Source organism: Leptothoe spongobia TAU-MAC 1115 (genome assembly GCF_018739885.1).
Taxonomy (GTDB): domain Bacteria; phylum Cyanobacteriota; class Cyanobacteriia; order Phormidesmidales; family Phormidesmidaceae; genus Leptothoe; species Leptothoe spongobia.
The window spans coordinates 22,277-37,681 of record NZ_JADOES010000031.1 but is presented as its reverse complement, the minus strand read 5'-3'; the positions used below and the strand labels follow the sequence as shown (position 1 = coordinate 37,681).

Annotated in this window: 12 protein-coding genes; 4 read left to right on the top strand and 8 right to left on the bottom strand. The window is 47.5% G+C overall.

Annotation, left to right across the window (positions count from 1 at the left end; translation table 11 throughout):
- Positions 1-5: 5 nt before the first annotated feature.
- From IXB50_RS14895 to IXB50_RS14875, 5 genes are all read right to left on the bottom strand, one after another.
- Positions 6-530 carry a PIN domain-containing protein gene (locus IXB50_RS14895; RefSeq protein WP_215609774.1) on the bottom strand — a complete coding sequence of 175 codons (525 nt, stop codon included), beginning with the start codon at positions 528-530 and terminating at the stop codon, positions 6-8.
- Entirely contained in the window at positions 527-841 is a 315-nt protein-coding gene (locus IXB50_RS14890) for a hypothetical protein (RefSeq protein ID WP_215609773.1), read from the bottom strand. Before IXB50_RS14890 ends, IXB50_RS14895 begins: the two co-directional genes overlap by 4 nt.
- 121 nt (positions 842-962) lie before the next feature.
- A complete protein-coding gene (locus IXB50_RS14885; RefSeq protein WP_215609772.1) occupies positions 963-1,307 on the bottom strand; it encodes a ribulose bisphosphate carboxylase small subunit in 345 nt (114 codons plus the stop codon).
- Between the two features lie 29 nt (positions 1,308-1,336).
- Complete coding sequence (gene rcbX / locus IXB50_RS14880; protein ID WP_215609771.1) at positions 1,337-1,732, bottom strand: RuBisCO chaperone RbcX; 396 nt, start codon at positions 1,730-1,732, stop codon at positions 1,337-1,339.
- A gap of 131 nt (positions 1,733-1,863) precedes the next feature.
- Complete coding sequence (locus IXB50_RS14875; RefSeq protein WP_215609770.1) at positions 1,864-3,294, bottom strand: form I ribulose bisphosphate carboxylase large subunit; 1,431 nt, start codon at positions 3,292-3,294, stop codon at positions 1,864-1,866.
- Between the two features lie 623 nt (positions 3,295-3,917).
- Here IXB50_RS14875 and IXB50_RS14870 point away from each other — a divergent pair.
- The 3 genes from IXB50_RS14870 to IXB50_RS14860 all read left to right on the top strand — a co-directional run bounded on the left by IXB50_RS14870 (position 3,918) and on the right by IXB50_RS14860 (position 6,783).
- Complete coding sequence (locus IXB50_RS14870; RefSeq protein WP_215609769.1) at positions 3,918-4,970, top strand: ligand-binding sensor domain-containing protein; 1,053 nt, start codon at positions 3,918-3,920, stop codon at positions 4,968-4,970.
- A gap of 128 nt (positions 4,971-5,098) precedes the next feature.
- Positions 5,099-5,869 carry a 3-methyl-2-oxobutanoate hydroxymethyltransferase gene (panB, locus tag IXB50_RS14865; protein WP_215609768.1) on the top strand — a complete coding sequence of 257 codons (771 nt, stop codon included), beginning with the start codon at positions 5,099-5,101 and terminating at the stop codon, positions 5,867-5,869.
- A gap of 236 nt (positions 5,870-6,105) precedes the next feature.
- A complete protein-coding gene (locus tag IXB50_RS14860; RefSeq protein ID WP_215609767.1) occupies positions 6,106-6,783 on the top strand; it encodes an exopolysaccharide biosynthesis protein in 678 nt (225 codons plus the stop codon).
- Between the two features lie 72 nt (positions 6,784-6,855).
- On the opposite strand, the gene IXB50_RS14855 is transcribed toward IXB50_RS14860, so the two are convergent.
- From IXB50_RS14855 to IXB50_RS14845, 3 genes are all read right to left on the bottom strand, one after another.
- Positions 6,856-7,335, bottom strand: a complete 480-nt coding sequence (locus IXB50_RS14855; RefSeq protein ID WP_215609766.1) for a TM2 domain-containing protein — start codon at positions 7,333-7,335, stop codon at positions 6,856-6,858.
- A 149-nt stretch (positions 7,336-7,484) separates the two neighbouring features.
- Complete coding sequence (locus IXB50_RS14850) at positions 7,485-8,942, bottom strand: hypothetical protein (RefSeq protein ID WP_215609765.1); 1,458 nt, start codon at positions 8,940-8,942, stop codon at positions 7,485-7,487.
- Between the two features lie 158 nt (positions 8,943-9,100).
- Positions 9,101-10,531: an ion transporter gene (locus tag IXB50_RS14845; protein WP_215609764.1), complete on the bottom strand. Its 1,431-nt coding sequence runs from the start codon at positions 10,529-10,531 to the stop codon at positions 9,101-9,103.
- A 423-nt stretch (positions 10,532-10,954) separates the two neighbouring features.
- Here IXB50_RS14845 and IXB50_RS14840 point away from each other — a divergent pair, with 423 nt between their 5' ends.
- Positions 10,955-15,397 (top strand): PAS domain-containing protein, encoded by a 4,443-nt coding sequence (locus tag IXB50_RS14840; RefSeq protein ID WP_215609763.1) that lies wholly within the window; start codon positions 10,955-10,957, stop codon positions 15,395-15,397.
- Positions 15,398-15,405 lie beyond the last annotated feature (8 nt).

The window sequence follows — 15,405 nt, the reverse complement described above, 5'->3', positions numbered from 1 at the left end:
ACAGTTTATAGATTCCATCCTAAAGTTCTAATGTTATTGAAATTAAGGGTATCAATACCCTGACTCTGCAAATAAAAGGCAGCCTTTAAATCGTCTGTCAGCACTAAATATGAATCCTTGGCTAAATATGAATCCTTGGCTAAAGATGCAATGCCACAATCTGTTAAACCATATTTGTAGAAAGGCCAGTCTTGAATAGCAACCTCAGTACTTGGAATATAGGTTTCCTGCAACACCTTTATATGCCCAGCAAAAAGGTCGTAGCATTGCGAACGTTCTGGTTCAAACAACTGATTAATAAAGCTACTGACTTCAGTCAAAATATTAGGTGTGGTCGCAATTCTTTCAAAAGATTGCAGCAATCGTACAAGTAAATCGTAGTCCTCAGGAATAAATTGCTCAGTACGATTAAATCGTGTGATGCGTTGACGATTTATAGTTCCTACGTAATACAGCAAAAGAATATTGGTATCAACCAGTATCCCCTTCCGGGCATAACGTTCGAGCAATTGCTGAACTTCAGAAATCATAACTGGCGAATTTTAATCGATTCCACCTCTCCGCTGTCGGCATTTACCTTAAGAACTTTATATTCTCTTGTCAAAAGTTGCTGACCAAATAAACCACGATTATCGGGTAAGCCTAATTTAATTTGATTAATAGCAGCCACATCTTTATTATCCGTTGGCTTGTCATAACCTAGAGTAATTAACCAAAAGTTTCTGTCATCTGAGACTTCAGCTTCCTCAAGGCGTATGTTGTCTAACGGTCCACCCAATAAATCCTCAATAGATTGAATATATTTTTGCGCTGTTACCGTAGCACCACGAATATCAATCATAAGAACTTAGCGATATTCACATGAACTGTATTCTCATCATACCTTGAGCAAAAAAGGGAGGCCCTTTCGGGACCTCCCTTTTAAACTTATTCAGCACTTATTCAGTGCCAAACTTATTAAATTAGTAGCGGTAGCCACCACCAGAACCGGGCTTGTGAACGATGAAGCTAAGGATTTGGCACTGCTTCACGTTGTCAAATCCAACTACACGGATAAAGCAGTCGGGATACTCAGAGCGGCAAGCCTGGACTTCGTCCAATACTTCACGGGTGGACTTAGCTGCAAACATAGGCAGCTTCCACATGGTCCAGTAGTAAGTTGTAGGATCAGAATCCTCATTGAACTCAACAGCAGGGAAATAGCCTTGCTCGAGAACGTACTGGATCTGACGCTCGATTTGAGCATCGCTTAGAGGAGGTAAGTAAGAAAGCGTTTCGTAACGACGCTCTTTAGGCAGAGTTTTCATAATCTACTCGTCAGTATTGGTTTACAAGATTATTCAGACTGAGAATCTCTATCATCTGTATCAGCTCCACTCCGCAGCTCTTCAGAACTCATTTGAGTCATCCGCTCCAAATGTTGCTTGCGGTGTTCGATGTTTGCTTGCTGAATACCCGTCACCACCATTTCAGGAAGAAATTCAGTCACTTCTTCTGCCAGGTGTTGACGAACAGTCATGACCCGGAGAGCTAGATCGGCCTGCTCTTGCATCAGTGCAGCAATAAAGGCTTCTCCATCCTGCAATTTTTCTCGGGTTGCAAACTCGTTAAACCAGTAAGACCGAGGTAAGTCGGTCTCCTTTAACTGCCCCATGACCACACGAACCGCTTGATAGGTTAGATAGCTTGTCAGCGTCTTGGCCGTATCCTTTGCAATTCGCTTTAGGTCCATAGGTCAGCTCAATGCATCTGATGCATTAAAGCAGGTTCAAACAGCTGATGCAGTAACCAGGGCAGCAGTTTCTGATGACATGGCCAAATGTATTGGCAATCACAATCATCTCACTGCCCCAGCTATGAAGATTAGATAGTATCCATGGTCTCGAATTCGAACTTGATTTCCTTCCAAAGTTCGCAAGCTGCAGCCAGCTCAGGAGACCACTTACAAGCTTCACGAATGATGTCGCCACCTTCGCGAGCCAAGTTACGGCCTTCGTTACGAGCTTGCACACAAGCTTCAAGAGCAACACGGTTAGCAGTTGCACCAGGAGCGTTACCCCAGGGGTGACCCAAAGTACCACCACCAAACTGTAGAACGGAGTCGTCGCCGAAGATTTCAACGAGGGCAGGCATATGCCATACGTGAATACCACCGGAAGCAACAGCCATGACGCCGCCCATGGCAGCCCAGTCTTGGGTAAAGTAAATACCGCGAGACTTGTCTTGCTCTACATAGTTCTCACGTAGTAGGTCTACGAAACCAAGAGTACCAGCGCGGTCACCCTCAAGCTTACCGACAACAGTACCGGTGTGAATGTGGTCACCACCAGACATACGTAGACACTTAGCCAATACGCGGAAGTGAATACCGTGGTTCTTCTGACGGTCGATTACTGCGTGCATCGCACGGTGGATGTGAAGCAGGACACCATTATCACGACACCAGTGAGACAGAGTGGTGTTAGCGGTGAAACCAGCTGTCAAGAAGTCGTGCATGACGATGGGCTGATCGAGTTCCTTAGCGTACTCGGCCCGCTTGATCATTTCTTCACAGGTGGAAGCAGTCACGTTTAGGTAGTGACCCTTGATTTCGCCAGTCTCTGCTTGAGCCTTAGTAATTGCATCAGCACAGAACAAGAAGCGATCGCGCCAGCGCTGGAAAGGCTGAGAGTTGATGTTCTCGTCATCCTTAGTGAAGTCAAGACCACCCCGTAGGCACTCATAAACTGCACGGCCATAGTTCTTAGCGGACAGACCAAGCTTAGGCTTAATGGTGCAACCCAACATGGGACGACCATACTTGTTAAGCTTGTCACGCTCAACCTGAATACCGTGGGGAGGACCCTGGAAGGTCTTGAGGTATGCAACGGGAATCCGTAAGTCTTCCAGACGCAGAGCACGCAGGGCCTTAAAGCCAAATACGTTACCTACCAGAGAAGTTAGTAGGTTAGTTACGGAACCTTCCTCAAAAAGATCTAGAGGATAAGCAACATAGCAGATGTACTGATTATCTTCGCCGGGTACGGGCTCAATGTCGTAGCAACGACCTTTATACCGATCCATGTCGGTCAAAAGGTCAGTCCATACGGTAGTCCAAGTACCTGTAGAAGATTCTGCTGCAACGGCTGCTGCACACTCTTCAGGAGGCACCCCAGGCTGAGGCGTCATCCGGAAAGCGGCCAGAATATCGGTATCTTTAGGCGTGTAATCAGGAGTGTAATAGGTAAGTTTGTAATCCTTTACACCTGCACTGTAACCAACCTTCGACTGCGTCGACGTCTGAGAGTAAGACATATCTCCCTTCCTGTGAATCAAATTAGATGGCTTAGAACTGTTGCAACGCCTGAAGGGGGCAGCCTAACGAATGCCCACCAAACCAAATCCAAGTTGAAACTTGTCGTTTCTTCCACGACAAAACGACAGCTTTGGACGTGGACAAGGTATTAGTCCCTAAGGCGGCTAAGTTCAAAAATGGTATCGAGCAGCAGACACTGCTAGACAGCCAAATTGACTGTTCTCCTTATTTCCTAGACAGATAACTACTGCCTAATGCTTTAAGAATACTATCAGCGATTTGATAAGTTGAATTTTGGAAGTTCTGTATAGATTCATAACTTTTATTTATGAATCTAAGTACAGTACCATTAAGTTTTCGAAATATGAGGTCACTAATGCAACATGTAGGGGTTTGCTGCTTGTGAGACTTTTAGATAGCACCTTTTCGACAAAATTACTATCCCATAGTTGTTGAGAAAGTCTTTTATCTCCTAATAAAAATTTTAGATTTACTAATGAATGACAGAGTGATTGCGCTTGATTTATCTTGACACAAGCACTTGGGCACGCTATCTAAAGCATCAAGCTACCTGCTGCTGCCGCAGGAGAAATAGACTCATAGCCTATATGGAGACGTCACTGTGATTTCTGCTAAGCCATTGATTAAACTGACCTTAGGCGCAACACTCTTATGGAGTGCCGGGATATCAGCTAGCGCTCAAGAATCAAACAGTACGCCTATTTATACAGATCCGCCCCCAAGAGTTGTTCCCCTCCCTTCTGATCGACCTAATCAAGTCAGTCCTTTAGCCAACGACTTTCAGGTAGGGGCACTGCAGCCAGACTATACAGGCAGTCTTTGGGTGGGGTCTCATCAAGGCTTAGCCCGCATCAATCCAGCAACTGGCACCATTCAGTCTCGGATCAATGTGCCGAATCGCTTTATCGATGCCATGGTCCAAGATAAAGTAGGTCGCATTTGGTTAGGCACGTATAACGGTCTGGTCAGGGTCGATCCACGGATCAATCAGATCACGGCCCAAAATTTCCGCCTACCCTCCAATCGAGTATTGGATATGGCACTGGATGATCGTGGCTTTTTGTGGGTAGGTACCGATCAAGGGTTAGCTATGATTAGTCCTGATCGCGGTCTCTTGATGACCACACTGCAGGAGCTACCAGGTATCAGTGCCAACGCCTTAGCCCTTGACCAGTCTGGTCAGCTATGGGTGGGCACCCTAACAGGATTAGTCCAAGTAAATACAGCCAATGCGTTTATCCTCAATCGCGTATCCAATGTGCCAGGTCGCTCCATTGAATCCATGGCAACTGGGCCGCAGGGTCAACTATGGGTGGGGACATCTCAAGGACTGTTTGTCTTTGATGCAGATACAGGCGCACTACTACGCTCTGTCACGGCAATGCGAGGGAAAAGTGTCACAGATATCGCATTTGATAAAACTCAAAGTCTATGGGTGGGCACAGAGAGTGGATTATTTAAACTCAATCCCTATAACGGTGCCATCGTGAGTCAAGTACCGAACTTGCCCTCATCCCATGTGCTATCGATCGCCACCGATGTGAGCGATAAACTCTGGATTGGCACCACAGAAGGACTAGCTTGGATGAGTTTGACCACAGGCAGAACATTTGCCCATGAGGCATTTGCCAGTCAAAGGGTCCCTCAACAATAAAGCTAGCGGCCTCACACTACCCACAAGAGAAAATTGTTGTCCCCGCGAAATAGTCTATTTGTGGCCTAATTGTAAAAGAGGTGGTTGAATCACCCACTCTTGAAAACTGACTATAGTGCGTGACAGCTATGACCGTAACGGTTTCTCAGATAATCCGTTGGAAACAAGAGAGGCGACCCATAGCGGTGCTGACTGCCTGGGATTATCTCTCTGCACAACTTGTGGATACTGCCGGTGTGGATATTGCCTTAGTGGGTGATTCGCTGGCGATGACAGTGCTGGGGTACGACACGACAGTACCGTTAACCTTGGATGCAATCATGCACCATGCCAAAGCGGTACGACGTGGGATATCCGACGCCATGATGGTGGTAGATTTACCATTTTTAAGCTACCAAGTGAGTTCGGAACAAGCCTTGGTGAATGCTGGAAAAGTCATGAAGGAAACAGGAGCCCAAGCCGTGAAACTGGAAGGCGGTCATCCGGCAATGGTGGCAACGGTGGCTCGTCTGACTCAAGTTGGCATTCCAGTGATGGGACATGTGGGACTAACGCCTCAATCCGTCCACCAGTTTGGGGGCTTTCGGAAGCAGGGCCAGACAGAGGAAGACGCTGAGCAAATCCGACAAGGTGCCTTAGCTCTAGAAAGAGCTGGAGCCTTTGCGATCGTACTGGAACATATTCCAATTACCCTGGCTAAAACAATCACCCAGGAACTGGCCATTCCCACTATTGGCATTGGGGCCGGACCACATTGTGATGGACAGGTGCTAGTCACCTCTGACTTATGGGGCATGTCTGACTGGCAGCCACCCTTTGCAAAGCCCCTGGTAGACTTGCGATCGCAAGCCATTCAAGCCGTCCAACAATTTTGTGACCAAGTTCGTCAAACCGACTGAGTCACCCTGCCCATGGCCAGCAGTTCACAAATACCGCTAAGCTGGTATCGCTAAGCTGGCTATGGAACCTGGCATGAGCTAGTTCAGTCAGATACTCAAAACTTCCCCAGACCTGAGAATTCTTGGGTGAACCTCTATATAAACCTTGTCCACGTCCAGAACTAGAGTTTTTCCGTAGAAGAATCTAAAGGTTTCAACTTGGACGTGGTTTCAGTAACTTCTAAATTGACTTATCTATGGCTAAACTATCCGCTGAACTTCAGCGCTATTTTTTAGATGCTCCGTCGCTGACACCCACACCCCATGAAACAGCAGCGGCTGAAGTTTCCACCACCACCAGCGGCGATGTCACGCTGAATGAACTACTTACCTTGAGTGGGGAACGTACGTTTGGCTTTTTGTTTGTCTTACTGTCATTACCCTCAGCCTTGCCCATCCCGGCACCTGGCTATTCTATTCCCTTCGGCATTGTCATGTTATTGCTGGCAGTGCAGTTGATCATTGGTCGTGAAAAGCCTTGGTTACCGAAAGGCTGGATGGCAAAAGGATTTGAACGGACTAAAGTAGCCGGGTTTATTACAAAAGGATTGCCCTGGCTACAAAAAATTGAGGCGGTGTCCCGACCACGATTATCGATAATTTGCACCAGCCCGGTGGGGCGGTTGGTCTTGGGCCTTGCGATCGCACTAATGTCTACCTGCATGCTGATTCCGATTCCAGGCACCAATACCCTGCCAGCCATTGCCATTTTCGTGATCGGCTTTGGCCTGTTGGATGATGACGGGGCCATTAGCCTAGCCGGTCTGACCATTTGCACCCTAGCCATCGGCCTGGTCGGCTCCATCATATTCTTAGGGGCCGAAGCCGTTGACCAAGGCAAAGACTGGATCAAGGGAATGATTTTTGGTCAGTAAGCCAAGTTCGAAGGAAACCACAAAGGAGCAACTATATACCTCCCCTCCTGGGAGGAGCTCCGGGGTGGGTAACTACATCAGCTCAGGAAACTCATACACCACCACTCCTGAGCCAGGACGATTGGTGACGTCAGCATAGCCAGACCTCACCATGGTTTTCAATTCTGATTCAATCGTCTCAAACGATTGCCCAGTCTCCATCACAGCCTGGGTAACCGTGATCTGACCACCATGCAACTCAGCTAAACGCAGTAGCTGCACCATCAGACTATCTTTGCGCACCTCAGTTGCCACAGCAGGCTGCGCATCAAACTTAGATGGCCGTCCCCCAGATAACTGCCACTGTCGTCGCTCAGCCATGTCAGAGATCAAAACCAGATCAACCAGCTGACCAACACCAAATAAGCCATAGGTAAAGAGCCAGATCACTCCTGACACATATTTACCGTTATAAAGCCGGTGCAGCCCACCCATGCCCAATAAAATTCCGAACCACAGAAGATAGCTCGCTTTTTTACGTTCTTGAACTTGTGGTGGCGCGATCGCAGACATGGCTCAACCAAATTGGGTTCTATTCTTCTAGCTTACAAAAGGAAAACTGAGAGCGTCCATAAAGATACGGTCGGGTTGACCGAACCAAGATGTGTAGGGGCAGTTGGTCAGAAACTAGAAAGTGGTAACTCGCTCCATGACCAACCTACTTATTCCTGCCGCAGTCTTTCCCACAACTCCCTAGCCTCTTCTTCGCTCATGTCTAAGCGATCGCGAGAGTTTTCCCAAAATTGCTCCCACCAATCATCGGGCTCAGTATGGTGACCGTCATACTCGGTTGGACGTCCTTGACGACCGTCTAGTACCAAGCTGCCAACATAGTCAGCATCATCATAGACTTGCTGGATTTGTTCATGGATTTCGCGCATGTCATCAGCGGACACCACACCATTGCTCGTGGCTTTGTAAAACTGCACCGTGACCCGAATCGGGAAGTCTGGATCCCGTTCAATTTCCAGGTTATCGATTTCAGTAAAAGGGCCTTCGACTTCGCCATGGCCAATGACAGCAGCCTCAACATCACTGCGCTGCAAAGCACCAAACTCCGCATCATCAAAGGGTGCAGCTTCCGCAACTACAGCCATCGGAGCTTCAGGCAAAAAGGGTTGTTTTTGCTTGAGGGGGACCTGAATCAGCATGACTAGATTCAAGCCAGCCTTTTCTGCTTCGGTATTTGCAGGACGATCATCCGAGGCTTGAGGCTCACCGCTAGACTCCACTTGAAAATCACTCAGACGTTGCCCCGTGAGGCTAGTCCGCTCACCATTTTGATTAAAAAATAGACGCTGTCCCCAGGTGTGACCCGCATCAAACCCATCCCGCTGATTGTCAATAATGGTGGCACTGGTCCCTTCACGGGTGACCAACAGAGTAAGGACAGCAGGATCACCGGGATAGGACTGGTAGTTAAAGAGTACGGGGTTAAACGTCGCCTCATCTCCCTGGGGAATTGGCAAAAACGCAGCCTGGGCACTCACCAGTACATGGCTATCACGATCCGCCAGCAGTGATTTTTCGGACCCTTTCCACGAATCTGGCTCGCTCAGGTAGCTACGCAAATCTCCCAGCACATCCTTTAAGGACACTCGCCCCAGATCATCGCCATTTTCATTCCCTGTCAGCACATAAAACTGATCCATGGGCACATCCCCCGTCAAATCAGAAAAATTGGGATGGCGGATCACGGGCATCAAATGGAGTGAATATTCGCCAGTGACTGGGTCTTGTTGTTGTACCTGAATGGTCATGTCGCTGATATTAGGACCCACGGCAGAATTATCGTAACGACCCGTGTCTTCCCAAGTCACATCCAGAATATCCAAACCCCATCGATCAGCCAAGGTTTGGCTACCTTGATCATAAATCATCGACTGGGTGCGTTCGATCACCTGACGATAATCCTCAAACTGCCGTCGGCGCACAATCCGAGGCACGTCCTCAGCTGCCGCTGAGACCTCCTCAGCTGTTGCTGAGACTTCCGCAGCCGCAGCCGAGACATCGGACAGTGGCCCATCAGACGGATCAGACGACAAATTAGCTTCTGCCTGATAGGTCAACCCCATCAGTGCCATTGCCCCAAATCCTAATAACCACAACCGTCTAGCCATTGATCGATTTCCTTTTGAACATTAATCCCAGAATAGACAGAGATACAGCAAGATAGAGGCGAGTTACAAAAATTGAAACTGCACACAGTAAGAGCTTCGACGGCGCTCAGCCCTCGAGGATCGACCAGTTCTCTATCAACCATTCCAAATCTTCTACATTAGAAACTGGGTACCTGACGGGCAATAATTACTAAGCGATCTTCCTTCGACAAAATCAGATCGGCAGGAGGATTCACCAGGGTCGTACGTTCTCCCTTTTTCATCGACTCAATGGCCAATAACAAGGCATCGGATTGTTGCTTTAAATGTTGCGCTAAGGTCCAATAGTGTTGACCCACCCAGGTAGTAGGCACCTGCACCTCATAAATTTGATTGCCACTTTGCACCGTCAACAACTCAGCTAGGGCTTCCACGGAACCTTGATTACGAGTAGAAGTGGCAATCAGATGGCTAGCCACTTCTTCTGTGACGATCACATCATCCACCCCGGCTAGTTTGAGTTGGACATCATTACGGCGATCCAGTAACTGGGCACAGGTGTAAATCGAAGGATTGATTTTTTCGATGGTGAGCGCGGCTAGTACTGTACGGGCATCACGATCCTGGTCTGTGCGGGGGTGAGTGGCATCTGCCAATAAAATTGCCCGTGAGGCACAGTTAATACCAATCGTTTCAAGAATATCGATTTTGGTGTAATCCTCTGAGTAAAAATACAGCTGTGATCGATTGAGATGTTTGAGTTCCTGGGACGGTTCGTCAGTGTCTTCGGCCACAATCACAACAGCACAATGCTTCATGTCGCCATCGGCTAACAGTTCTTCAACAATTAGGTGGCCACCGCGATTCCAACCACAAATCACAATATGGTCCTGGAGTTCATCAATTTCTAAGGCTTTGAAGTCCATAAAGGTTTCTAGTTTGCGCATCATTACGGCTGACACAACACCAGTAAACACGGCGAAGGTGGTCAGTCCGCCCATCATTACCATGAGAGCAATTAATCGACCGATATCGGTTTGAGGATCTCCCCCAATCGGCTCTCCAGCTACTAAGGATAAAAAGCTCCACCACATGGAATCTCGCAGGGAGTGAATCCGGGGATTAGACGGCGCTTCAAATAAATAGGTGGCCAAACCGCCGGTGAGGACAATCAGTCCAATCACCATAAAGACGCCGATTTGCATGCCGAGGCTGGTTGCGATCGCACTCGACAAGCGCCCCAAACTACGATTCAGCAAAATCCCAGCCCGCAGCAATCGCAAAATCCGCAGTAATCGCAATAGCCGAAAAGCCGTGATCATCGGCATCACCGCCAGGATATCCAGCCAATAATTACGCCAAAAGCGACGTTTTTTACGGGCTACCCAATAGCGCAGAGTGAGTTCACAAATGAAAACACTGGTCAGCCCAACTTGTAAATGGCGAACCCACAAGATAGTCAGACCTCGGGTTTCCAACACCACCTCGATAACCACCAGCATTACCGACAATAAAATCAGCACTACTAAGGCAATTTCAGTCTGAGGAGCATGCAAAAAGCGATCAATGCGCTCTTTGAAACGCAGGGTACGGGGAGCGCCCACAGTCATGGATATCGGCCAGCTAGGTGAATGGCATTCAGCATACCTGAGGGACTACAAACTTCAATGATTCAATAGTGTACTCGGGTATCAATATTAAGCCGGAAAATCCTGACTGGGTAAGGAGTCAGGAGCCAGGAGCCAGTAAGACACTGAATTCTGACTCCTGAATTCTGTAGGGCTTTGCCCTTCTCGCAGAGTATTCTGCCCTTGGGAAAACGTTCCGCTTTCAGTTGATATCCGTGTACTCGACCATTAGCTAATTTCTGACAGATGGATAGCCCCCGATCTAACCACTTGTCCAATCCCAGCAACGGTTTCACTGCATATATACCGCAAGTCAACCATATTAATAAGACGACCACAATGATGATTTCAGAGCAGCAAGTCGTTATGCTTAAGGCCTAAGCATCTTTACGCAATCGCTCGCTAGTGAAACTATCGTTAAGGTCGCTGATTGCTATTCCTCTGATCACCCAGGTCGTTGTCGTCACAGCGGCCACTGGTTGGCTAGCCTATCGCAACAACCAACAAGCAATTCAGGAACTTGCATACCAGATTCTCGTTGAAACTGGAGACCACTTTGAGCATGAGTTACAGCATCACACTACGATTCCAACCCTGATTACCCAAGAAAATCTGGATACCCTCGAATTACAACTTTTGGACCCGACCAATCTAGAAGGCTGGTTTCCCTATCTGTACCGGCAAATTCAGCGTTTCCCAGAGATTACATACATTTACTACGGTAATACCCAGGGTCAATATGTAGAAATTAATAGGCTTCCAGATGGCGATTTAGAATTTGCCCTCAAAGCTGATCCCCTTGATGAGCGCGTCAAAATTTATCCCATCAGTGACAATGGCCGGGTGCTACCAGCGGAGCCCAAACATCCCTATGATCCTCGTGAGCGCCCCTGGTACAACGTTGCATTAGACCATCAACAAGCTCGTTGGACAAACGTATATGACTTTAATGATCCATCACCTACATATGGCCTCAGCTTTGTGCGGCCATATATCAGCGATGATAAGCTCCAAGGGGTCTTGGGTGCAGATTTTACCCTGAGAGCATTAGAGACATTTTTGACCAACGAACAACCTAGTCGCTCCAGCGTATCGTTTCTGGTGAATGCCGATGGCAAAATTCTTGCCAGTTCCGAGGGGTCCTCTTCATTTAAGCAACCACAAGACTCAGCATCTCCTCAACAGAATAGACAGCAAGCTCTGGTTAGCATAGCTGTGGAACAGGTCCTCCACAAACTAGAGAGTGACGAAAGCCTGACCAGAGAACAACAATTTAAATTTCGGGTCCAAACAGAAAATTATTGGGTGCAAATCACGCCCTTCTCCGATAGCTATGGTCTAAAGTGGTTTGGTGTTTCCTTACTGCCCGAAGCCGATTTTACAAGTCAAATTCGCACCAATAATCGTAATACACTTTTACTCTGCCTTTTGGCCATGGGAGTTGCCAGTGGAGTTAGCCTAGTGATTGCTCGAATCATTAGCAACCCCATGGGGCATCTAGGATTAGCGACTCAGGAAATTACCCGAAACCGTGCTCCGCAATGTATTTTACCCTCTCCTATCCATGAGCTAAATCTATTAATTGATAGCTTTAATCAGATGGAAGAGAATTTAGCTGAATCGAGAGCACAATTAGAAGCTTACTCTCAATGCCTAGAAGAGTTGGTCGAGCAACGCACCCAGTCCCTACGTCAATCAGAAGCGACATTTGCCACAACTTTTCAAGCCAGCCCCAACGCGATCTCTTTAAGCACACTCAACGAAGGGCGATATATCAAAATCAATGAACGTTTTGTTGAGCTGATTGGCATACCGAGAGAAGCAGTAATCGGGCGTACGAGCACAGAGCTAGGAATCTGGGTTGAACCTCAGACTCGTGCAATCTTCCAAAGAGAACTAGAAAATCAAACGCTACGCAACCAAGAATGGTCTTTTCGAAAACCCTCGGGAGAAATCATCACAGTCCTGATCTCGGCAGCAATCATTCACTTTAAAACGGAAACCTGTATTCTTCTGATTGCCAATGACATTGGTGAACGTATCGCTGCACAGACTCGGCTTAGACAAAGCGAAGAACGATGGCAATTGGCTCTAAAAGGAAATAATGACGGAATTTGGGACTGGAATCTAACCACTAATGAGATCTTTTATTCAGCCCGGTGGAAAGAGATTTTAGGCTATGAAGAGTCTGAGATTAGCCCTAATAGAGATGAATGGAAAAGTCGTCTACATCCCGAGGATCGAGAACGGGTTTTGCAAGCCACAGCAGCCCACTTACATCAAGAAACTCCATACTTTACTGAAGAGTATCGCCTACGCTGCAAAAATGGGGAGTACATCTGGATTCTGGACCGAGGTCAGGCACTATGGGACAACGAGGGCAAGGCAATTAGAATGACTGGGTCCCACACAGATATTAGCGATCGCAAATATATAGAAGAAAACCTACGTCGTAGTCAAGCAACTATTCAACAACAGGAACAATTTTTACGCAGTATTTATAATAGTGTAGCTACTGGCATTTTTGTTGTGAGCGTACTGGATGATAGAAAATTTCGATATATTGACTCCAATGCAACAGCTGAGCACATGGCTGGCACCAGCAGACATGCACTGGCTAATGCGACTCCCGAAGATCTTTTCTCACCAGAAACCGCTGCCGAGGTTATCAACAAATATCAATATTGTGTAGACCGTGGTGAAACCCTCACGTTTGAAGAGAATCTACTGATCAACAATCAGTCCACCTGGTGGCTGACGACGCTGAACCCTTTAGAAGATAGTCAAGGTCAGATATATCGAATTATCGGAACTACGTTTAATATTACCCAACGCAGAAATGCAGAGGAAGCGCTTGCCCAACAGGTTAAAAGCGAAAAGCTATTGACCAGTCTCACCCATCAAATACGCCAAAGCCTCGATACACAGAAAACCTATGAAACCACCGTTGATCAGATTGGTCTCGAATTTGGGGTAAGCCGTTGTTGTTTGCTGATTTATAGCGAACAGCCAAAGCCTCACATAGATACCGTTGCCGAATATCTGATTCCTGACTATAGGTCTCGCGGGGATACTGAGGTACCCATTCTAAATAACGCCCACATTCGGGCAGTCCTCTCGCAAGACTTTGCCCTAGTTACCCATGATGTTACTGAGGCTCCCTTACTGGAAGCGGTCTTACCTCTTTTAGACCAGATGCAGATCAAATCTATGATGACGATCCGCACCTCATACCAGGGACAACCCAATGGTGTGATTGAAATCCATCAGTGCGATCGCAAACGCATCTGGCTCCCTTGGGAAATTGAGCTGCTCGAATCTGTCGCGGCCCAAGTCGGCATTGCCATTGCCCAAGCGCGCCTACTAGAACAAGAACATACACAACGCGAAGCCCTCGTCCGTCAAAATATTGCCCTAGAAACAGCCATCCAAGCCGCCGAACAAGCGAGTCGTGTCAAAGGGCAATTCCTCGCCAACATGAGTCACGAACTACGCACCCCCCTCAACGCTATTTTAGGCTTTGCCCAAATTATGCAGCGTACCCTCCAAAATGACCCCCAACGCTTCCAACAAGAGTCTGCAGAACATCTTCAAATTATTCAAAACAGCAGCGACCACCTGCTAACTCTGATTAACGACATCCTAGATATGTCCAAAATCGAAGCTGGACAAATAAACGTCAACCTTCAGCCCTTCAATCTCCACAACCTGCTCCAGGCAATCGAAGCGATGTTTCACGCTAGAGCTCTCGAAAAATCCCTCACCCTCAAATGCAAGCGCGCTCCAGAGGTACCAAAATATATCCAAACAGATGAAGCAAAGCTCCGCCAAATCCTCATCAACCTTGTGGATAATGCCATTAAGTTTACACACCGTGGCTCTATCACCATCAGAGTCTGGGGCCAACAAGATCTTCAGATGGCAGTAGAAGATACTGGCCAAGGTATTCACCCCGAGGAACTAGACTATCTGTTTGACGCCTTTTATCAAGCCGAGGCCGGTCGTCAGACCCAGGGCGGCACTGGTCTAGGTCTAGCCATCAGTCAAACCTATGTCAAGCTCCTGGGAGGGAATCTATCCGTCAATAGTAGCCTTACCCAAGGCAGTGTCTTTCAATTCACGATTCCGATCACGGTGATCGAGCACCCCAACAACAGTATGAATGAATCCTATTTAACTGTTGTGCGCCTAGCCTCCGATCAACCAAACTATCGAATTTTAGTCGTCGAAGACAAATGGGCCAGTCGTACACTACTCATGAAACTCCTAGAATCCACAGGCTTTAACGTCCGTGGGGCAGCCAATGGTAAAGATGCCCTAGAAATTTGGGAGACATGGCAACCCCACCTGATTTGGATGGATATGCGGATGCCTGTGATGGATGGATATGAAGCGACCCAACGGATCCGATCCCATACCCGAGGACAAGCAACAGCCATTATTGCCCTCACGGCCAGCGCCCTAGAAAGTGAGAAACAAATAGTCCTATCCGCAGGTTGTGATGACTTTATCCGAAAACCCTTGCAAGACAAGATTATCTTTGAAAAACTACAGCAACACCTTGGAGTCAAATATATTTATGCACAGCAGACTAGTAGTCCTTTTCACACATCCGACCATTTACCACAAATCACGCCTGCACAACTCTCCAGGCAGCCTCAAGCTTGGTTACAACAGCTCAACTCAGCCGCCAGTCTGGCAGATGCCGAATGGGTCTCTCAATTAATTAACGAGCTACCACTGTCAGACAAGACTCTGGCCAAAGCCCTGACAAAGCTAGTCAAAGGATATCGCTGTGACCTGATTGCAGAATTGTCCACCCTATCTATCAAACAACAAAAGTCCTAGGATGATCA